The following is a 21,060-nucleotide window of genomic DNA, read 5'->3' as shown; positions in this document are numbered from 1 at the left end:
CTTTGAAAAAATCTTTCCATTTCCGTATTCGTAAAATTCACCGTTATTTAGGTTTGGCACTAGGGATTCAATTTTTGTTTTGGACGATTGGGGGTTTATACTTTAGTTGGTCTGATATGGATGAAATACATGGTGACCATCAAAAAGCGCATATCCATCCCTTAAGTGCTAATATTCAATTGGCAAATCCGCAGATTGTTATTCAGCAAATAAAACAAACAGATGCTGTCAATTATATTTTTGATATTAAATTGGTTCAGATTTTAGGAAAACCTACTTATCAGATTGTTTATTCACAGCAACATGACCGAGGCAAGAAAATCAAATTAGCCGATGCTGAGACGGGAAAGATTCGTGGAGTATTAACAAAATCTGAGGCTATTGAAGTAGCCAAAAGAAGTTTTATTGAGGATGCAAAAGTTAGTAACATTGAATATTTAACTACTACCAATGGGCATCATGAATATCGAGAACAACCTTTACCTGCGTATGCTATTACTTTTGAGCATCCTAGTAAAACAACAGTTTACGTTGCAACAGAATTAGGAACTGTTCAGAAATTTAGGAATCAGCGATGGAGAATTTTTGATTTTCTGTGGATGCTACACACAATGGATTTTCAAGGCAGAGATAATATTTCTAATTACTTGTTGCGTGCTTTTTCTATTTTTGGATTGCTAACTATTTTGTCAGGCTTTATACTTTTTTGGGTAAGTGCGAAGGCTGTTAATGAGCGGAAGAAGAGAAAGGTTTGATTTTTATTTTACACAACTATACTAGACAAAGAGTGTAAGTATATAAGTTAGAGGTTTAATGTATAAAACGCTTTTTCAAATTTCTATTAGGGTGCGATTTAAGTCGCACCCTAATAGAAATTTGTTATTCTTAAAATTTAATAAATTATAAGTTAAACCTACTTTGTAACTAAAGTCTTCTTTAAAAAAGCCGAAATATGTTTTACCGTTGGTTCAAACCAAGGATTGAATAAACAAAAAGAATGTGGGGCATCTGCAAAAGTATGTACTTCTGAATAAATCTTATATTGGTCTAGCACCTTTCTGAAATCGTCTCTACCAGCATGCATTCTATCTACAGAACTATTTAAAAAGAGTGTCGGAGGGGTATTTGCTCCAACATGGAATAATGGTGATGCTTCATCCCAAAGTTGAGGATTGTCTTTTTTAGGGTAACCAAACCAATAAGTAGCCGCAGAAGTACCTTTTGAATCATTGCCTTCACCGGATTCTGGATGGACGAAAGAAAGTGTACCATCAATATCTACGATTGCTTGCACTTTGCTAGAGAATTTTAAGTTACCATTTGTCCCTTCATACGCTGGATTTTCGGCTGTTACGCCCATAAAGGAAGCCAATTCTCCTCCTGCTGAAAACCCTAGTACTGCAATTTTGTTAGTATCAATGTTCCATTCAGTAGCATTTTCACGCATCCAACGAAGAGCCGTTTTTAAATCATGCACAGCGGCTGGATAAAGTGCTTCGGTGGATAACCTGTATTCTGGCGTAAAGCATACATAACCTTGTTCAGCTAATCGTCTTGCTAATTGGTAGTGCTGTGTCCTATTACCTGTCCGCCATCCGCCGCCATGGATAATCATAACGGCAGATAATGGTTTTTCACTTTTCTTTTTAGGGGAGAAAATATCTAGCAATAATGCTCTATTTCCAATTCTTCCATAGGTAATGCCTTTGCTTTCAGATACAGTTGATAATGACTTTTCGGGTACAATCTCAGTAACAGGATGAGATTTCTTACTATTCACATAAGCACTGTAATTACTATATGATGTGTCAACTTTCCCCGTAATGCCAAAATGAGCAGGTTGATGCCAGAAATTATTTAATGCTGGATTTGGATTGCCTGAAAATATATTCTCTAACGTATATTCATTTATCTGTTTTTCAGAAAGCTGATGCGACCATTTTACCCTAGCATCAGTTTTTGCACCTTCTCCTGTGCTCCCATATTCGGCATAAAATGTTGTTTTTTCGTTTTCAACTTTTCCCCATGGGTCCCACCCTTCTGGTAAAATGTGTTTTCCTAATTCGCAATTGATAAAAACTGTTTTGGCAAAACTTCTCCATGGGCGACCTAAATATACTTTGTTGACATCTGCCGAAGCCGTTAGTTTACAGTTTTTGAAAACATACCCGTAATTCACCCATTTTGGTGTAGAGGCGGCAGTAACATAGCCATTTGTTTTGCTATGAATAATACAGTTTTCAAATAAAACAGTAGCTGGGCCAAAGATAAAATCGACTGTACCTTCAATATAACAGTCTACAAAATGTTGTCGAGAATTATCGCCTGCTGTGAAAATAGTATCTTGATTACCCAAGAAACTACATTTTTTGATTACACAACGATCTCCTTCTATATGCAAAGCCACTGCTTGCCCAACTCTTCCTGCGGTATTTTCTATGATAAGGTTTTCTAAGGTAATATCATTACCCAATACTCTTAACGTATAAGAATCAAAGGTTTCCATTTTCCCTTTACCCGAGAAATCATTGTAGGAAATAATGGTACTGTCTTCCCCAATAATAGCAATATTGCTTAGTGTACTCGGAATGGTCACTTTTTCTTTGTAGATACCCTTTTTGATACGAATTGTAATTTGATTAGGAAGATAAACCCTAACAGCATCAATGGCATCCTGAATATACCTAAAGTCACCAGAGCCATCTTTAGCAACAACTAAATCATGCTGAATTTTTAGTGCTTGACTATTTCCAAAAAAGGAAATCAGGAATAATAAAATTATAAAAGTATAGTTGTGGGTTATTTTCATAAGAATTTGAAAAGTGTTGAATTTATATCGTCAAATATTATCAAAAGGCAAATACTCTATAAAATCTAATGCTTTATGAATGGATATTTTATCCCACCAAGGAAGCATTAAAAATATAGAGTATTTAGTAAAGAGATAGTTAATCACTCATTCACAACTCACTCATTCACCACTGTCTTACCAACCTGGGTTTTGTTGGAACTCAGATTTATTGGTAATGACATCTAAGTGCGACTGCGGAATTGGTCTCAATACTTGATAATCTTTGATATTGCTTTTAGCATTCGGATTATAAGCTTTGATGTATTCTACTAGCTTACCTGTTCTTTTTAAATCAAACCAACGTAATAATTCCCCTCCTAATTCTCTGGCACGCTCTTCTAATACAAAGTCAATGTTTAATTGACTAGCAGTAATCTGCATATCAGCGGCACGTCCGGGTTTAGCACGGTTGGTTCTTAATAGGTTCATATATTTTACCGCTTCAGCAGTATTACCTGCCTTCATTTCTCCTTCGGCTGCAATCAAATACATTTCAGCAATTCTCGTTACGAAAGCATCTCTTTTACTTCTAAATTCAAAAATCGCTGTTCTATCTGTTGTACTGTTGTGTTTATGCATCTCAATAAAATTACGGAAATCTACTAACGATTGGTCTGCATTATATAAATCGTTGATGTCTTTCAACTCATACTTTTTAGCTTTACTTGCTTTGAAAGCCGATGAAAGTGCTTTATGACTCCAATATACGGCTGTATCTCCCTGAATCATACTAGTATAAACCCCAATCTGACCGCCGTTTGCTTTCCACACTTCTTTAAAAGTACCATCATAACGTTGGTCAATATCACTATTAAAAAGCTCTAAATATCTTCTGGTACAAGCATAACGTTGAAAACCAATACTGTTTGGAATATCCAAAATCATTCCTGCGTGAAAATCATAACGAGGCGTAAACATTAAATGTAGTTGATTCCCTCCTTCAGGTCTGAAAGCGTTGGCAGTAGAATTGCCATCAAACTCTAAATCAGCAGGGTTTAATAAGTTATCAGCAGAATAATTTACATAGAATATCACTTCTGAATTAGTTGAGCCTTCACTATTATTAATATCCCAAAGGGCTGTATAATCACTGAATAATTTGAAATTATAATCACTAATTACCTTTTTTGCCAAAGTTGCTGCTTCTGCATTTTGACCTCTGGTTAATAACATCCTAGCTTTGAATGCTTCCGCAGCAGGTTTGGTTACTCGTCCGCCTTCATGGTTAACTCTTCCACCAAGATTAGCAATCGCTAGGTCTAAATCAGCAAATATCACTTTGTAAAACTCATCAACAGAACTTCTAGTAGAGGTAGTTTGTACGCCTATTGTTGGTTTGGTAGATAAATGTACACCACCCCACGTTTCGACAATGAGCCAATTGTACATGGCTCTTAGGTAATATACTTCCCCTAAACGCAATTTTTTAGTAGCTTCGGGTAAAGGAGAAGTCGGTATTTTTTCGATAGCAGTATTACAATAGTTGATGGCCGCATAAAGTCTACTCCAATATACTTGGATAATAGGGCTTTGACTATTAAAATTGGCACTCATATCAGCAATTTCTGGATGATGACAGTCGCCTCCTTTTAGAAAAAGGTCTGTAGCTAATTCTGTCATGGTAGCACCACCTTCTTTGCCATACCAAAAACGTAATGGGGTATAAGTACTGTTTACTAACGATTCTATTCCTGTAGTGGTGGCATAAAAAGTATCGCCTGTTAGTCCACTTTTATTGGTTTCATCTAAAAAATCTGAGCATGACGATAGCCCGAAAGCGGCAACGCCTATAACGAATGTGAGTATCTTTTTCATAATGCTGGTATTTAAAAAATCGATAAATTAAAAATTAACATTTAAACCGAATATCAACTGCTTGGTCATTGGGAAAGCCAAACTTCCGCCACGTTCTGGATCGTAAGGGGCTAACTTGCTGAATGTAAAGTAGTTTCTCATGGTTGTGTAAATTCTAATTCTCGAGATGCCCCATTTACTGCTTATTTTTGAAGGTATTTCATAACCTAAAGAGATGTTTTTGATTTTTAAGAATGAACCATCTACATAATATAGCGTACTCATATAAGTACTGTTTTGGTTTTTATTCATATCTGGACGTGGGTGGTCGTTAGTAGGATTTTCTGGCGTCCAATAGTCTACTTTTGGACCATTTTCTCTACCATCAATCTTATAATTCCCACTTGCCTCACTTTTAATCATTTGTCCTTCACGAGCAAAGATGAAGATAGATAAATCAAAATTTCTGTAGCTGATATTATTATTTACCCCAAGGTTAAAGTTTGGACGAGGCGTTCCTACTACCATTCTATCGGCATCTGGTGTGATTTTACCGTCATTATTTACATCTTGTACTCTGATGTCGCCTGGTACTTGACCATATTTTGCAGCCTCAGATTCTTGTCCTAATTGCCATATACCAATCTTTTTATAATCATAATATACTTGGGTAGGCTGACCAACAATCCAACCGTTTCCTAAGTCTCTATCAGCTCCGCCTGTTAATGCTACGATTTCTTCTTTGTTGGTCGAGAAAGTGAAATCAGTTGACCATTTTAAACCTTGAGGTGATTGACTTACAAGATTCAATGTTGAAATTTCTATTTCTAACCCTTTGTTGGCTGTTTTTCCTACGTTTTCGTACACACTTGTGTAACCAGAGGTATTAGGTAAAACACGTTGCATTAACAAATCGCTAGTATTACTTTGGTAATAATTGATTGCTCCGCTTATTCTATTATTCAAGATACCAAAGTCGATACCTACGTTGGTTGTTGCTGTCGTTTCCCAAGAAAGATTAGGGTTTGAAATAGCCTTAGGATAATAACCATACGCTGCCGTTTCACCGAAAGAATAAGTTACTTTTCCTAAACCGCCCAAAGTTTGATAAGGAGAAATCGCAGAGTTGCCTGAAATACCATAACTACCTCTTAGTTTTAAATCAGTGAACAATGAGCTATTTTTCATAAAAGATTCCTCAGAGATTCTCCAACCTAACGCTACCGAAGGGAAGTATCCCCATTTATGACCCTTTGCCAATACTGATGAACCGTCGGCTCTTAAACTGGCACTTAACAAGTATTTATTATTGTATTGGTAGTTTACTCGACCGAAGAAGGATTCTAATGTGCTTTCTACTAAACCACTTTTAATAGCTACTTGCGTTGAGTTTGCGCCTAAGTCATAAAAGGTAGTAGTCTCTGATACTTGATTAAACCCTGTTCCAGAGAATGATTCTGTAGAACGACTTAAAAAGCTATTTCCTAATAAGAAATTGAAATCATGCTTGCCCAAGGTTTTAAGATATGTCAAGGTATTCTCCCACGTATAATTTAAAACATTAGCACTTTCAATACCTGATTGAGAAATATTCCCAGCTCTCGTAATGGTTTGAGCGCCATAATAATACCCTCTGCGACTGTTCTGAATATCTAAACCAAAAGAAGTTTTGAAGGTAAGATTTTTGATAATTTCCCAGTCTAAATACGAAGCATTAAAAATCCTTTTTTCTAACAAATTATTGGTGTAAACCCCTGGTACTTCATCAGCCAATGGCGTAATGTTAAAGCTTTGTCCAGCTACAGGATAAATAATAATATTTCCATTAGCATCGTAAGGAGTACCATAAGGATTTATTTTATTGGCCTGATTCAAAGGGTCTTGGCGGATGTCGTTATCGCGATAAGTGTAAAAAATCTTCGAACCAATTTTTACGTTTTGGAACAACTGATGATTAACACCCACACTTCCATTATAACGTGTCAATTGATCATTTTTAAACAAACCTTTTTCACCATAAGCACCGAATGAAATATTAAAAGTTGTTTTTTCATTACCACCATTCAATGAAATTTCATGATTTTGAATAGAACCTTTCTTTAAGATTTCACCTCGCCAATCTACAAATTTGTGATTTTTAATCGCATCTAATTCTTCAGGATTGAATATCGCTGCATCATCTGTAATTCCTCTGGTACGGAACGCCTCTCTTTTGAAAGTTGCGTATTCTTCACCATTTTGAATAGCTCCTAAGCCAGCGTTGTCTTGTACACCATAATATGAGCTAAATGAAATTTTTGTTTTGCCTGATGTTCCACTATTAGTCGTAATCAAAATAACGCCATTTGCACCACGTGTACCATAAATGGCAGTTGAAGAAGCATCTTTCAATACCACCATCGTTTTAATATCCGATGGATTAATCTCTAATGCAGAGGCACTATAAGGTACACCGTCTACTAAAATCAAAGGAGAGTTAGAAGCACTTAATGAACGGTTTCCACGTAAAGTAAAGCTTAGGCTTGATCCTGCTTGACCATCGTTTCTGGTTAAATCTAACCCTGCAATTTTCCCTTGTAGAGATTCTAAGGCATTACTCGTTGGCGTAGCAACGATATCAGCAGATTTTAATACAGAAACTGAGCCTGTTAAATCTTTCTTTTGTACAGTACCATACCCTACTACCACTACTTCACTCAAAGTTTTGTCATCAACTTGTAAAGAAACATTGATATTCTTTTGATTCCCTACTAAAACCTCTTTATTCGTATAGCCTACAAAGCTGAATACTAAAACTGCCTTATCGTCTGGTACTGCTATTTTATAATTACCATTCGCATCTGAATTTACCCCTCTATTCGTTCCTTTAATAACGATGTTCACACCGGGTAAGCCCATGCCTTTTTCGTCGATTACTTTTCCTGAAACGGTTTGTTCTACAATGGCTATACTTTCAGCTTGTACATCCGACATGGAAGTATTAGCTGTATTGTTAAGCTCTACACTTTTCTGGTTGGAAATATTCTCGGAAGAGGGTGTTCCCGAATCACCTCTTCCTTTTTCTTTTTTTCCGTCCATAACCAAATAAGAAGTTTTGTTTACTTTTTTATAGGTTAGTCCGAATGGAGAAAGCAAATGATCAAGATTTTTTTCGATACTCAAATTATTATTAATGCTTCCAGCTTGAACCATGTAGCGTTCAACCGTCTTCAGTTCAAACATGATTTCTACTTTATACTGGTTTTTTAATTCCGATAAAGCATCTTTAAGTTTCTTACTAGAGGATGGAGCTCTTTCTGCCTGCGAATTTTGAGGCATTTGTTGCACCATAGCAAGGGCTTGCGAAAGGCCTATTTGCTTACCAAGAAGCATGAGAGTGACCATAAGCCCCATTTTTGAGGCTTTTTGTAATCGTTTTTTCATAATAAATGGAGGAGATGTTTTTAGGAAATGTTTTAGTATTCCGACAATTGCACATGTGTTCCTTGTCTGACCACATTAATGTTTAATAATTCTGAAATTGATTTTAAAAGTTCATCTACATTTTCTGCCCTGAACGAGCCCATCAGCACTCTTTTTGAAAGCTCTGAACCTTTTATTTCTACTTGTAATCCATAATTTTCTTCTAATAAATAGGCGACTTCTTCTAAGGTAGTTTCTTCAAAGACAAAGCGTTTCTCTTCCCATGCCGAATAGGCTTGTGGTTCGGCAGTTTCTTTGATTTGTACATGATTGTGGCGGTCGAGTGTTAGCAATTCACCCGGCTTCATCATTACATTTTTGCTTTGTTTTCCTTCTTGATAACGCAATTGTACTTTGCCTTTATTCAAAATAACCTTTGAGCCTCTTTTTCTAGCATACACCGTAAATTCAGTACCTAACACTACTACTTCAAAATCGTTAGCAGATTTTACGATAAACTTCTGATTGTCAACTGTATGCTTTACTGAGAAATTAGCTTCTCCGTTTAAAAAAACCTCTCTGTTAGTTTGGCCAAAACCCCAGCGAAGTAAACGAAGCGATGAATTTGAATTAAGGGTTACTTTACTACCATCTGGCAAGACTAAAGACTGCGTTTCGCCAAAAGTAGTTTGGTAGTTTTGATAGATGATTTTATCTTGGAAAATAAAAGCCGTTAAACCTATTAGCAATACAATTGAGGCGGCAATTAGCCAATTCATTCTTCGGCGGTTATTATTTTCTGATATTTGTTCTGTTACTTCATCTTCAGTGAGCAATTCGTCGTGAGGATTACTTTTGATAAAGCTAGTAAAACCAGTCAAGGCTTCATTGCTTTCGGCTAGATATTGAGGATGTCTTTTCTCCCATTCTTCTAGCCACTGATAATACAGTTCCTCATTGGCTTCATCCTTTAGCCATTCTTCAATAAGATTGCGTTGCAAAGGTGAGGTCTTGCGAGCAAAATGGTCAAATATTAATTCGTATGTTATTTCTAGTTTCATTGTATTTCAAGGCTTTTGATAGAATCGGATAATAGTATTAGAAGTTGGTCTATATTATTAAGACACTATTTTTTTAAAATCCCCTTAGTTTTATCTTGTGAAGCATTTAAAATCAAGATATTAATGACCTAACGTTAATGCTGCATTAAAAATAAAACGATACTAATTAACCAATGCTCTTTTAATCCTTTCCGAATAATTGCCAATGCTTTTCCAATATGTACCTCAACCGTTTTAATAGAAATATTTAATTCGGTGGCGACTTCCTGATATTTTTTGCCCTCAAACCGATTTAACAGAAATACTTTTCTACATTGTGGTGATAGCGATTCTACTAATTCTTCTACCTGATGAAATACCTCTTCAAATTGCGTAATGCTATCAGGTCGTTGTCCAAGTGCTGATTCAAAATGAATAGCTGAATCTAGCTCATCCAACTGTTTAAACTCAGAACGAATATGATTGTAAGCCTCATTCCGAACACATCTAAACAAATAAAAACGATAGGAAGAAGTGATAGTAAGGTAAGCTTTGGTTTTCCAAAATCTACAAAATACCTCACTGACTAAATCTTCTGCAAGCTCTTTTGAATACACAAAACGCACAGCATGACTGCAAAGAATTTTATGATAACGCCTAAACAACATTTCACAACCTTTTTGCGGAGATTCCTCAAAAGCCTTGCGAATGAAAAGCTCAGAATCATTGAATGCAGTTTTCCCCTCAAGTGTAATATCTTGTGCTTCCTCGTCTAAAGCTTTTAGCTGAGTAACCGTAAGATTACTTAATTCATCAACGGATTCATGTATTTTTGAGGGACTCATAAGCTATGATTTTAACAAAAAATTCTTTGAATTATTCTATCGTATATAAAGGTAAGACACAATCTATCAAAAAGCCCCTTAGTCATTTGGAGATTTTTTTGAATAAATTTTAAAATTGGAAGAATGGATGGGAAATAGGCAAGTAAAACCCTTATCACTAGGCAGGGACTTAAGTACCTGTCTAGTGATAGAGATAAGAAGATTAAAGCTTAGGTTCAAGCCATAAGGCTGTGAGAAGCAACACAATTAAAACATACCAAAGCCATTCAGGAAGGCTTGTTGAAATACTTTGAGCTGTATTGCCTGTACTATCAATACTTTCTTTTAAATATGGCTTGATGCTTTTTGCATTGGCAATATCATTTTGATTTTCTTCTACATATACCGCTAAACTATCCTGAAAGGTATTCCATCCAGTTTTTCTAAAAGTATATTTTGCTTCCGCAGATAAGGGATTAATACCCGATTGAGTGCTAAAGGCAGTATCTTTCGCAACGATAATCCTGTTTTCAGTATTCTGTACAGTTTTAAGGTTTTCTACAACATCTGGGTAAAGAGGAGCATCAATACGAATAGCATTGTCAGAAGACGGATTTAGTGCCTGAAATGTACTTTGCCAGATTTTAGTATAAGTAATACTATCTCCACTAAGTATCAAAGGAAAACTTTCGTTTAACAAACTAATGCCCACTTTGCCATAATGTTTTTGTATCGCAATAGGATATTCAAATACGACTTTTTGAAATGCGACAGTTTCAAACTGATAAGGATGAGCCGTCAGGTCTTGCGAAATAACAAGGTTTTCTTGTGTTGAAGTTCTTCTTACTTTCCATTTTGTCCCTAAATGTTGATTAATACTTTTAATAGCAACATCAGGTTCTTCTACATTGATAAATAAAATACTTTTCCCTTCTGCAAAAGCCTTTTTTACCAAACTATTTCCTGCATTTGAAGGGTCTGTAATGATAATATCTGGTACAAATTTCTTGGCAGCATTAATTGAAAATGTACTTTGTGTATTCTTAGCTACTGTGGTAATCGTTTCTACTTGGTTACCATTTTTTCCGAGCCAGTCGGCTAAAGTTTTGCTCTCAAAGTCAGGATTTGATAAGATAAACTGAAAATGTTTAGGTTGATTTTTGAGGCTGAAAAAATTAACTTCTTGCAACGATTTCTCTTCTAAAGCTAATATTAAAGCTGTTTTGCCAATAGAAAAATTAGTAAAGCGTAACTGAAAGCCATTGAACCCTTTTGATAATTTTAGGCTATCTATCACTTGATTGCCATATTTCAATCGAAGCATTTGTGCTTTTGAGGAGTTGATTTTACCATCTATCTGCTGTATTTCTCCTTTATTAAGCACGCCTTTCCAATGTATTTCTTGTAATTCATCGGGTTGAAAATAAGGAATCCAATAAATGCTTTTTTGATTGAGTTTACTCAATAATTCTGGCGTTGCATCTTCGCCAAACAAATAAATTTTACCAAGCTGACTAATCAATTGTGGATTATCAATGACTTGACGATTGAAAGCTTTTTGAGAAAATACTTCGCTAATCTTTAAACTATCTTTTACTGTTTGAATGGCTTGTTGGGGAATATTATCGCTTACTAATAATATCTTATTTGAATCAATAGACTTTTCTATGGTAGGATTAATAAAAAATAAGCAGACAGTGAGCCAAAGTAACAAATTCAATCCTGTTTTTAACCAAATTCTGGACATTGAACCAGATTTTTTTTGCCATATCGCCACAATTTGTACAAACAGTAAAGCCAACAGAGCCAGAACAATAAGCCAGTCGAAAGTACCAAAAGAATTTATCGTAAATAGATTTAATATCATTGATGAATTTTATTTTTTATAAACTAACATTCTTCCAAAAGGCTTTTTCTAGCTTCTTTTCTCCTAAATATGACGGACTTGAAAGGTTGTTTTTACTTGGAAGTGTTTTGTTAAGCAATTGATAGAGCTTATTCTGCAAAGAAATTGTTTCAGCTTTTGATAAATCTTTATCATTAATCATTTTTTGCAAAGCTGTCAGAATTGACCAATTGTTCAAACTGCTATTGATGATTTTTGAGCTCATTATCGTACTTAACAATAATACCTTTTGCTTATTCTGTACCGATAATTTTTGGTTCTCAGCCTTTGTGCTAGCAATGCCTATTACTTCTGCTACCAAACTTTCAATTTGTTGTTGAGAATAGTTTTTTTCAAATGAAAACTTCTCATTAAACTTTGTCAATTCACCCGTTAAACGTTTTTCTTTTTCTTTAATCGGTGGTGGGTCAAAACTCGTCTTTTTCACAAAAGTACGCGCCTTATGTTGTGCCGATTTCAAATATTCTAAGGCCTTTTTTTCAAACGGAATCGCTTTTTCAGGTTCATACATCCGTAGGTGTAATTCCGACTGCCACATTTGTTCTAAAGCCATTTTTAAGAGACTTCTAGTAGACTGCTCATAGAAGGTATTTGCCTCACCGTCATCATGTGAATGCACATAATCTGCCAGTAAACCAGCTAATGGGTCTTTATTATCCGTATCTGGTTTATTCCCACCGTGGTCATGTTCTTCATGCTTTTCACCAGCTTCATGGTCATGCTCGCCTTCGTCGTGTGCGTGGCGGAATCCTTTTAATAAATCTCCCCCTGCTTCGTTTTCATTAGGCAAAGCATTGGCAGAGCCAATAGAATTTTCAAATTCTTCCCCTAAGTATTGTCCATAACGTAATCTAAGAGCCTTCTGATCAAAACCAATTTCATTAGAAGTACTATTAAATTCTTTAGCAGGAAGCTTTTTTCTTTTGGCAATTAACTTTTCAGTATCAATAATAATTTGTCGCTGACTTCTGAAATACTCTGGCATGATGTTCATCGCCATCGTTGCTAAGTCTGCTTCCTCTACTTGAGTCGTATCTTTATAAACAATAAAGTACGTATCTGATTTTGTATAATTTGGCGTTGGACGTTTATTGTCAAATGCTGCCCAGTAATAATAAAGTTCGTCGCCAGGAGCAAAATTTAAAGCCTTTAAATCAATGTTTTTAATCACATTGGTTTGTTTAAAATTGACATTGGAAATAGGAATTTTTACTTCTCTGAATTTCACATTTTCCCCAGAACCTCTTGCCAAGGTAGCTACAATAAATGCCTGACTTACCAAGAAATCATCTGAAATCTTGGCTGAAATTTGTACATTTTTAGGGTCTTTTAAGTAATGTAATTTATATAGTTCTTTAGACGCTGGTTCTATTTTTGGGGCTAAGTCTGGAATGGCTTCCAGACGATAATAGTCTGATTGATAAATCAATGAATCATTCCAATAGGCTTTAAAGGCATATAAGCCCGAGCTTAAGAGCTGATCGGAATGTTCAAATAATCCTTTATTATTATTAAAAGCAATTTCATCCCCTTGATTATTAACCAGTTTCATAGAAAGGTGTTCAGTATTAGAAAATTGTATTTGCCATTTTAATAACGAACCTACGATGGCAGATGCATTCATGTTCTGACTTTCAACAATACCTAAACCTGTATAAGCAGGTGCTTGAACAGTTAGTTTGGCTTTTGTAAAAACAGGAATACTAATTTGTTGAGATGTATGAGGGGCACTTTGTTTCTCTTGGTCAACACTTTGTGACTGTTTGTTTAGTAAACTCGGCACAAAAGCATAACAAACCCATGAGAACATAAAAACTACAAAATAGACTATCAAGTTTTTCTTAAAAACCCATGGAGTCTGATAATGGTTTTGTGAAAAAAGGCGTTCTAATTGTAATTGTTGAGCCAAATTAGGACTTTCAATGGCTAATAATTCAAGGCTGTATTCTGTATTTTCAATTTTTTGATGAATCAGATGAATAGTTTCTGTGCTTTTGTTTTGAAAAAGTTTTGTGATAAATGCCATTATAAGCAAGGCTAGTATAAAACCAGCTATTGCTAAAGCTGAAGACTTTACTAATAATAACAAACAGAAATATGCCGAACCAGCCACCAATAAGCACATCAAACCAGCCATAATATATAGCTGAAACTTGACTTTTGTGATAATTTGTTTTAGTTGATTCATGAGTTTTTATAAATGGCAATCCATCTTTCTAAAGCTAACAGTAAAATAAAAATCAAGAGCAATGACTTTGGAAACCAATCATTTGACAATGCTTTGAAGTATTTCTGTGCTTTAAATAATGAATTGAGTTGTTGATGACTTAATGCTTTGTATTCGTTTTGTAAACCAAAATGCTGAATAATTTTTTCTCCTAAGAATTCAGGAAGTAAGCCATTATAAACCATTTCGGTATGTTGTGAATTTAATAAATCAGGAATTAATATCTGATTTGTCTGCTGTTCTGTTACCACCCACTTATTCGTATTTGAGAAAAAATACAGTGTATTGTTTGTAAGTCCTTTTTTAAGAGGACTGTTGCTAAATATAATGTCATAAGAAACATTATTTTCTGCCTTTTCGCTTAACTGGAATGCCAATTGGTAGGTTTGTGATAATGCTGCGAGAGAAGCTTTAATACTTTGCTTTTCACTATCATCATTGTTTTCAATGAGCACTTTTATCAAACCAGTATGCTTTACTACTCCATTTGCAATGTTATCAGATGTAGCGGTTAATAAATTATTCGAACCAATGAAGACTTTCTTATTATCTTCAAATGCCAGATAAGGCTTAGTTTGTTGTTGACTTGAATCCTTTAAGCTGTGTATCGAAAAAGTATTTGGCACAAAAATATGAGGTAAGCTCGCTAATGCTTCTGAATTAACGAAGTACATATTAATCTGTTCGTTACCAATTAGTTCGCTTAGTTGATTTAAACTATTTTGTATTGTTATACCATCAATATTTTCGTTTTTAGCAACTTGGTTAAAGTCGATTACAGCTTCTAAGGACGTGGTAAACCAATAACATTTTTCTCCTTTTTTTAAAGCCTCTTCTAATTCAAATTTATAGTTATTGACAACAAATGAATTTTTCTGAACCAAATGAACTTTATGAGCTTCCTGATGACTGTTTAACGTATGCAATAATGGTTTGCTTAATAACAAGCAGAGTAAAAGCAACAATAAACATCTGAGTACAAGCAAAAAAATATTGTCTAATCGAATGCCTCTAGATTGTTGAAGATTCTTTTCGATTAACCAATTTGTTGCTGCCCAGTCTATAACTTTTCCTTTTTTTTGATGCCAAAAGTGAATGATAATTGGCACTGCAATCGCCAATGCTCCCCACAGCATCAAAGGATTTAATAATTCCATTTTTTTTGCTTTATGCAATAAGCTTTATGCTTCATGCAAATCAAAGTATATTAAAATTCCTATTCAGAGTAAGATGTTTTAGCCTAAAGCCAATTGCCCAAATTACCCTTACCTTCTTTTCAAAGATTCACTGATTACATTAGCAATAGGGTCTTCAAGACTGGTTCTGAGTAAATACACAAAAGGAATTTGTAATGCCAATGTCAGGTTCTTAAGATAACTCTCTGCATTTTTCAATACTTCGGCTTTGATACTTTCAGCTTGCAATTCAACTTCTTTACCAGTTTCTAAATCTTTAAAACGAAAAAATCCTTTTAAATCAAAATCTATTTCTTGTTTGCCTAATACCTGAAAAACCATTACTTCTCGATGCGGATTAGCTAGATTCTTAATCAAATTCAACCATTCTTCATTGATTTGTAAAAAGTCGGAAACAAAAATGACAACCTCTTTTTGCTTTTGTTGAAAGATGGGAAATTTAGGATTTTCGTTTAACCAATCTCCACTAGCTTTCGCTTTTTCTAAGGCATATAAAATTCTTTGAAAAGACTCTTTCCCTGAACTGACTAATGTTTGTACTTCTCCATTTTGCAAGGCATACAAACTCATCATATCTCCTTGACGATAACCCAGATAAGCTAATGAAGCCAACAGTATTTTAGCATATTGTAACCTACTTACACCATTCTCTGTATAATTCATCGACCCTGATAAATCAATAATAAATCTAAGGTGATAATTACTTTCAGTTGAAGATTCTCTGACTAAATGTTTCTGAGTTCTTGCATATAGTTTCCAATCGATTCGCTTAGGGTCGTCACCAGCTTGATAATGCTTATATTGTTCAAATTCTATTCCGTAACCAAAGCGTTTACTATGATGAATCCCCAACATTAGCTCTTCACTGACTAATTTACCAGCCAGTTGTAGGTTGTTGAGTTTTATTAATTCGGTGGATAATAATGCCATAATTATTTCAAATTTTTCAATAATTCAGCAATTACATCGTCCGTAGTAATTCCTTCGGCATCGGCTCTGAAATTAAGGGAAACACGATGTCTTAGAATCGGGAATGCAAGGGTGTTGATATCTTCAGGTAAAACTGAAAAACGTTCGTGCAATACGGCCCTAGCTTTAGCACATAATACTAGGGCTTGTCCTGCTCTTGGTCCTGCTCCCCAATCACACCATTGTTTTACAAAAGCTGAATCAGAATTAGCTGGACGCGTTGACCTTACGAGTTGATTGATTTTTACAATCAATTCTTCACTAATATGTACCTGACGTGTTAGCTGCTGTAAAGTAATAATATCTTCATCAGTCATGATGGTTTGCAAAGTTTGCTTACCTACGCCTGTCGTACTTTTTAATACTTGTAATTCTTCTGTTTCAGAAGGATAGCCCAGTTTGATATATAACAAAAAGCGGTCTAATTGTGCCTCAGGAAGTGGATATGTACCCGCTTGTTCGATAGGGTTTTGCGTAGCGATAATTAAAAAAGGCTTTGGCAAATCATAATTAGTCCCTGCATAAGTTACCTTGTATTCTTGCATGGCTTCTAGCAAAGCCGCCTGCGTTTTGGGTGGCGTACGGTTTATTTCATCCGCCAAAACGATGTTTGCAAAAATAGGTCCTTTGTTAAATTTGAAGAATTTCTTACCAGTTTCATGGTCTTCCTCCAAAATCTCTGTTCCTACAATGTCACCTGGCATTAAATCAGGTGTGAATTGTACTCTTTTGAATGCCATCTCCAAAGCCTCTGAAATGGTTTTTACCATCAGCGTTTTTGCTAGACCAGGAACACCTTCGAGTAAGCAATGTCCCCCTGCTAAAAGAGAAATAAGGATTTCATCAATCGCTTCTTCTTGTCCAACAATTACTTTAGCAATTTCTTTTTTTAGTAATGGCAATTTAGCCACCAATGTTTTATAATAAGTAAGGTCTTTATTTTCCAATGTCTAAACTGTTAGTGCGTATTGAATGATATTTACTCCAAATTTTGTATTGTCTTCTGCGAGCCACCGTTTATTTCGGAAGTCATAATCCCATTCACATCCATAATCTTTGTTGCTGTACAAAACACCAATTCGTCCGTTAATAATAATGGCTTTTAGGTAGTCATGCACAAGGTCGTCGCCCCAACCGTTAAGTTCAAAACTTGTTGTTGGAGGGCCATCAAAGTGAAAGAAGCAATTGTAAATTGGATGAGTATTCGGAATTTTTTGTAAGGCTTTTTCTCCAAATGTTCTTCCCATTTCTTGTTCAAACGATTTGGCAAAAAGTCCATCAATATCATGGTTACAATCATCCACAAATACAAAACCTCCGTTTTCTACATATTTGCGAAAATTGTCTCGTTCTTTACTAGAGAATTCTACTAATTTATGCCCACTCAGATAGCAAAAAGGACTCTTAAAAAGCTCGTTACTGCTCAACAGAACTACTTTCTCTTTATCATCAATGGGTATGGTTGTATATTCTACCAAAGAATTAAGGATATTTGAAGGCATTCGTTGGTCTGTATCCCAATCTCCAGAAGCATATTGAATTCTTGTAAAAATAAATGGTTTCATATTTGATATGCATTAAGCTATGAGCTATAAGCTTTGAGCTTTTACAAAGTTTCATAGATTTATTCTTCTTGTATGATGAAGGAATTAAACTGAAAAATGCAAAACTAAAATCTTACAGCTCAGAGCTCAATACTTACAGCTTTTATTTTATACCGCATCCGAAAGTGATGAGAAGGTAAATTCTCTGATTTTCATTGGCGGTACCATGTAATTTTGATTCGATTCTGTGCTGACTACACGCTCAGTTTTACCTAACATCTCAAGGTTGTTAAGCATGATAATCGGACTTTCATTGAATCTGAAATTTTTGATAGGATACTTGATTTTTCCATCTTCAATATAAAAAGTACCGTCACGTGTAAGTCCCGTTTGTAATAACGTTTGTGGGTCTACTGAACGTATATACCAAAGCTTAGTAACTAAGATACCTCTCTGCGTACTTTTAATCATTTCCTCTAATGTAGCCGTTCCTCCTGGCATAATCATGTTATTAGGAAAAGGAACAGGTTTTACACCTTTTTCTTTGGCCCAATACCTTGAATAAGATAGATTTTTAACAACGCCTTTTTCAATCCACATCAATTTTTCTTGTGGTTGACCGTCACCAGCCCAAGGGGAAGCAGGTAATTCTGGATAGGTAGGGTCTGAGAAAAACGTTACTCTTTCGTCAACAATCTTCTCTCCTAGCTTAGTTTTGCCCCCAGGCTTACTGAAAAATGAACGTCCTTCGTCAGCACTTCGGGCATCCATATCGTAATAAATGTTTTCCAACAATACTACCGCAGCCGTAGGTTCTAAAATAACGGTATATTTTCCAGGTTCTAATGCTTTAGCACCTTTTGAACCCAATGATTTTTGTATAGCGATTTTAGTAGCAGCCGCAGTGTCTAATTTATTCACATCGCTATAACCCTTAGCTACATAGCCAGAACCCGTACCGTCTTCTGTACGAACAGTCAATGAAAAATTCACATTGGTACTTTTGTAATAAGCAAAAAGTCCTTTTGAATTCATCATGGCTGTATAGCCTTTTTGGTCTTCTAAAAAGCCTGCAGCAACTAATTTTTGCTCTCTAGATAGTTTCAGACTTTTTGCAACGGCCTCTGCACGTGTATCAGGTGTAACACTTCCTGTTGAATCAAAATACCCTGTAGATTTAATATAAGTTTGTGGTCCTAATAAGCCTACATATTCAGGATTTTCAGGAGCAAGCTTTGCTAATTCTTCTGAACGACGTACTACCTTTTCTAAAGAAGCATCATCAAATTCATCAATGGTTGCTACCCCTACCTTTTTCCCATAAGCCGACTGAACAGTCAGGTTTTGGTTAGTTAAAGCTCCACTGGTTGATACTTCATTTCGAGCATAACGAAGATTCCCACGAGTCTCTCCCAGCAGGTTTACCTCGCATTCATCTGCTTTTGAATAGCTTAAAACCTTTGTTAATAAGGCCTTAGTTTCACTTTCAGTTAATATTATTGACATGTTGATTTCGAGATTAAAGAGTTTGATAAGCTTTAAGCTGTGAGTTATGACCTTTAAGCTTTTTATTACTCTGATGTTTTATAAAAAACTCAAAGCTGAAGGCTCACTGCTCATAGCTAAATTAAATCTTACGTGCTGTATTAATTACATTCACACCATTAAAACGAGCCGTTGAACTACCATGTGAAACTGCACTTGATTGCGAAGGCTGACCTTTGCCATCAAAGAACGAACCACCCAAACGATAATCACGATTATCACAAACTTTTACGCAAGAATTCCAGAACTCTTGTGTATTAGATTGATAGGCTACATCTTTTAGCATTCCTACAATTTTTCCATCTTTAATCTCATAATACAATTGTCCGCCAAATTGGAAATTATAACGCTGTTGATCAATCGAGAACGAGCCATCACCAACAATATAAATTCCTTTCTTAACATCCTTAATCATTTCATCTACTGACAACGCTTCTTTGCCCGGAGCAAGCGAAACATTTGCCATACGTTGAAATTGTACTGACGACCAACTGTCTGCATAGCAACAGCCATGAGATTCTTTTTCGCCAATAATATGTGCTTGGTCTCGAATGGCTTGATAATTTACCAAAGTACCTTCTTTTACTAAATCCCATTGTTTGGTTTTTACTCCTTCGTCATCCCAACCTACGGCACCTAGCGAACCTACCTGTGTCTTATCCGCAAATAGATTTACTTGTTTACTACCATAATTGAAGTTTTTACTTTGCCATTTGTCAAGTGTAGCAAATGAAGTACCCGCAAAATTGGCTTCATAACCCAATACACGGTCAAGCTCTAATGGGTGACCCACAGATTCGTGAATGGTTAGCCATAAGTGTGATGGGTCTAATACTAAATCGTATTTACCTGCTTCAACTGACTTGGCAGTAAGTTTTTCTTTAGCTTGTTTTGAGGCTGCGATAACATCCTCTAACATATCATAACCCTTGTTGTAGCGAGTAGTGATGCCTGTTATTTTATCGCTAGGGTTGGTCTGTAGGTATTCATAGCCCATTCCCATCGGAGCACTTAATGTTCTGCGTGTCTCAAATTTCCCAGATTTAGGGTCGATAGCAGTCACATTAAAGATTGGCCAAATTCTGTGAATATCTTGGTCAATATACGAACCATCCGAAGAAGCAAAATACTTTTGCTCATTTACCAAGAAAAGTACCGAGTTTACATAATTGGCACCATTTTTCATGGCGGCATCATTTACTCCCAGTAATAAATCTACTTTTTCTTTGATAGGTACTTCAAAAGCATTTTTTTGAATAGGAGCTTTCCAGCTTACTTCGCCATAGCCATTCTGAGGGGCCAATTGTACAGGCTGAGTCATCAATTTAGCATTTGCCTTAGCGATAGCTACAGCTTCTTCAGCGGCTCTTGCTGTATCAGCTTCTGATTTGGCATCCACTACGGCTGCAAAACCCCAACAACCATTGGCAATTACTCTCACGCCTACGCCATAAGATTCTGTGTTGACAATGTTTTGAACTTTGTCTTCGCGCGTTACAACATATTGATTGAGATAACGCCCAATTCTTACATCTGTGTAAGTTGCTCCTTTAGCTTTGGCGGCATTGAGTGCAGCATCAGCTAATCTTTTTTTGACTGCTACATCTACGTAGCCATCCATAAGAGCCTCAGCGGAAACAGGCCTTCCGACGATTGGAATATTTGGAAGCATCAACGCACCCATTCCCAAGCCTGACATTTGAATAAAATCTCTTCTTTTCAAAGCTTTTAGTTTTTTTAGTTGAATAGATAGAGGAAAAAT

Annotated in this window: 14 protein-coding genes; 1 reads left to right on the top strand and 13 read right to left on the bottom strand. The window is 35.7% G+C overall.

Translation table 11 applies throughout. The features are described 5' to 3' along the window. The first annotated feature begins 2 nt into the window (after nt 1–2). The gene (locus tag J2Y60_RS10560) at nt 3–755 is read left to right on the top strand and encodes a PepSY domain-containing protein (RefSeq protein WP_309917455.1); all 753 of its coding nucleotides are present in this window, start codon (nt 3–5) and stop codon (nt 753–755) included. 158 nt (nt 756–913) lie between these two features. Here J2Y60_RS10560 and J2Y60_RS10555 read toward each other — a convergent pair whose 3' ends face one another. The 13 genes from J2Y60_RS10555 to J2Y60_RS10495 all read right to left on the bottom strand — a co-directional run bounded on the left by J2Y60_RS10555 (nt 914) and on the right by J2Y60_RS10495 (nt 21,021). Continuing rightward, nucleotides 914–2,809: a pectinesterase family protein gene (locus J2Y60_RS10555; protein WP_309917452.1), complete on the bottom strand. Its 1,896-nt coding sequence runs from the start codon at nt 2,807–2,809 to the stop codon at nt 914–916. 177 nt (nt 2,810–2,986) lie between these two features. Next, nucleotides 2,987–4,666, bottom strand: a complete 1,680-nt coding sequence (locus J2Y60_RS10550) for a RagB/SusD family nutrient uptake outer membrane protein (protein WP_309917449.1) — start codon at nt 4,664–4,666, stop codon at nt 2,987–2,989. A gap of 27 nt (nt 4,667–4,693) precedes the next feature. After that, the gene (locus tag J2Y60_RS10545) at nt 4,694–8,068 is read right to left on the bottom strand and encodes a TonB-dependent receptor (protein ID WP_309917445.1); all 3,375 of its coding nucleotides are present in this window, start codon (nt 8,066–8,068) and stop codon (nt 4,694–4,696) included. 32 nt (nt 8,069–8,100) lie between these two features. Continuing rightward, a complete protein-coding gene (locus J2Y60_RS10540) occupies nt 8,101–9,108 on the bottom strand; it encodes a FecR domain-containing protein (protein ID WP_309917442.1) in 1,008 nt (335 codons plus the stop codon). Nucleotides 9,109–9,242: 134 nt separating this feature from the next. Beyond that, nucleotides 9,243–9,932, bottom strand: coding sequence for an RNA polymerase sigma-70 factor (locus J2Y60_RS10535; protein ID WP_309917440.1), 690 nt, complete (start codon nt 9,930–9,932; stop codon nt 9,243–9,245). 202 nt (nt 9,933–10,134) lie between these two features. Next, on the bottom strand, nt 10,135–11,778 hold the full coding sequence (locus tag J2Y60_RS10530) for a hypothetical protein (RefSeq protein WP_309917437.1): 1,644 nt from the start codon (nt 11,776–11,778) through the stop codon (nt 10,135–10,137). A gap of 16 nt (nt 11,779–11,794) precedes the next feature. Beyond that, complete coding sequence (locus J2Y60_RS10525; RefSeq protein ID WP_309917435.1) at nt 11,795–14,005, bottom strand: DUF4175 family protein; 2,211 nt, start codon at nt 14,003–14,005, stop codon at nt 11,795–11,797. Further along, nucleotides 14,002–15,201, bottom strand: coding sequence for a BatA domain-containing protein (locus J2Y60_RS10520; RefSeq protein ID WP_309917431.1), 1,200 nt, complete (start codon nt 15,199–15,201; stop codon nt 14,002–14,004). Before J2Y60_RS10520 ends, J2Y60_RS10525 begins: the two co-directional genes overlap by 4 nt. Before the next feature lie 108 nt (nt 15,202–15,309). Then, a complete protein-coding gene (locus J2Y60_RS10515) occupies nt 15,310–16,170 on the bottom strand; it encodes a DUF58 domain-containing protein (protein WP_309917428.1) in 861 nt (286 codons plus the stop codon). Between the two features lie 2 nt (nt 16,171–16,172). Then, entirely contained in the window at nt 16,173–17,156 is a 984-nt protein-coding gene (locus J2Y60_RS10510; RefSeq protein ID WP_309917425.1) for a MoxR family ATPase, read from the bottom strand. Nucleotides 17,157–17,159: 3 nt separating this feature from the next. After that, a complete protein-coding gene (locus J2Y60_RS10505; RefSeq protein WP_309917422.1) occupies nt 17,160–17,774 on the bottom strand; it encodes a DUF4159 domain-containing protein in 615 nt (204 codons plus the stop codon). Nucleotides 17,775–17,921: 147 nt separating this feature from the next. Further along, nucleotides 17,922–19,259 (bottom strand): TldD/PmbA family protein, encoded by a 1,338-nt coding sequence (locus tag J2Y60_RS10500; protein WP_309917419.1) that lies wholly within the window; start codon nt 19,257–19,259, stop codon nt 17,922–17,924. 121 nt (nt 19,260–19,380) lie between these two features. Continuing rightward, on the bottom strand, nt 19,381–21,021 hold the full coding sequence (locus J2Y60_RS10495) for a TldD/PmbA family protein (RefSeq protein ID WP_309917417.1): 1,641 nt from the start codon (nt 21,019–21,021) through the stop codon (nt 19,381–19,383). Nucleotides 21,022–21,060: the final 39 nt, after the last annotated feature.

The organism is Arcicella sp. BE140, from assembly GCF_031456255.1.
Lineage (GTDB): Bacteria > Bacteroidota > Bacteroidia > Cytophagales > Spirosomataceae > Arcicella > Arcicella aquatica.
This window is presented reverse-complemented; position numbering and strand designations above follow the sequence as displayed.

Bases quoted from the DNA above. Each gene is read 5' to 3' on its own strand.
- J2Y60_RS10540 (WP_309917442.1), bottom strand. From the start codon at position 9,108: ATGAAACTAGAAATAACATACGAATTAATATTTGACCATTTTGCTCGC.
- J2Y60_RS10520 (WP_309917431.1), bottom strand. From the start codon at position 15,201: ATGGAATTATTAAATCCTTTGATGCTGTGGGGAGCATTGGCGATTGCA.
- J2Y60_RS10535 (WP_309917440.1), bottom strand. From the start codon at position 9,932: ATGAGTCCCTCAAAAATACATGAATCCGTTGATGAATTAAGTAATCTT.
- J2Y60_RS10515 (WP_309917428.1), bottom strand. From the start codon at position 16,170: ATGGCATTATTATCCACCGAATTAATAAAACTCAACAACCTACAACTG.
- J2Y60_RS10550 (WP_309917449.1), bottom strand. From the start codon at position 4,666: ATGAAAAAGATACTCACATTCGTTATAGGCGTTGCCGCTTTCGGGCTA.
- J2Y60_RS10545 (WP_309917445.1), bottom strand. From the start codon at position 8,068: ATGAAAAAACGATTACAAAAAGCCTCAAAAATGGGGCTTATGGTCACT.
- J2Y60_RS10525 (WP_309917435.1), bottom strand. From the start codon at position 14,005: ATGAATCAACTAAAACAAATTATCACAAAAGTCAAGTTTCAGCTATAT.
- J2Y60_RS10505 (WP_309917422.1), bottom strand. From the start codon at position 17,774: ATGAAACCATTTATTTTTACAAGAATTCAATATGCTTCTGGAGATTGG.
- J2Y60_RS10500 (WP_309917419.1), bottom strand. From the start codon at position 19,259: ATGTCAATAATATTAACTGAAAGTGAAACTAAGGCCTTATTAACAAAG.
- J2Y60_RS10555 (WP_309917452.1), bottom strand. From the start codon at position 2,809: ATGAAAATAACCCACAACTATACTTTTATAATTTTATTATTCCTGATT.
- J2Y60_RS10530 (WP_309917437.1), bottom strand. From the start codon at position 11,778: ATGATATTAAATCTATTTACGATAAATTCTTTTGGTACTTTCGACTGG.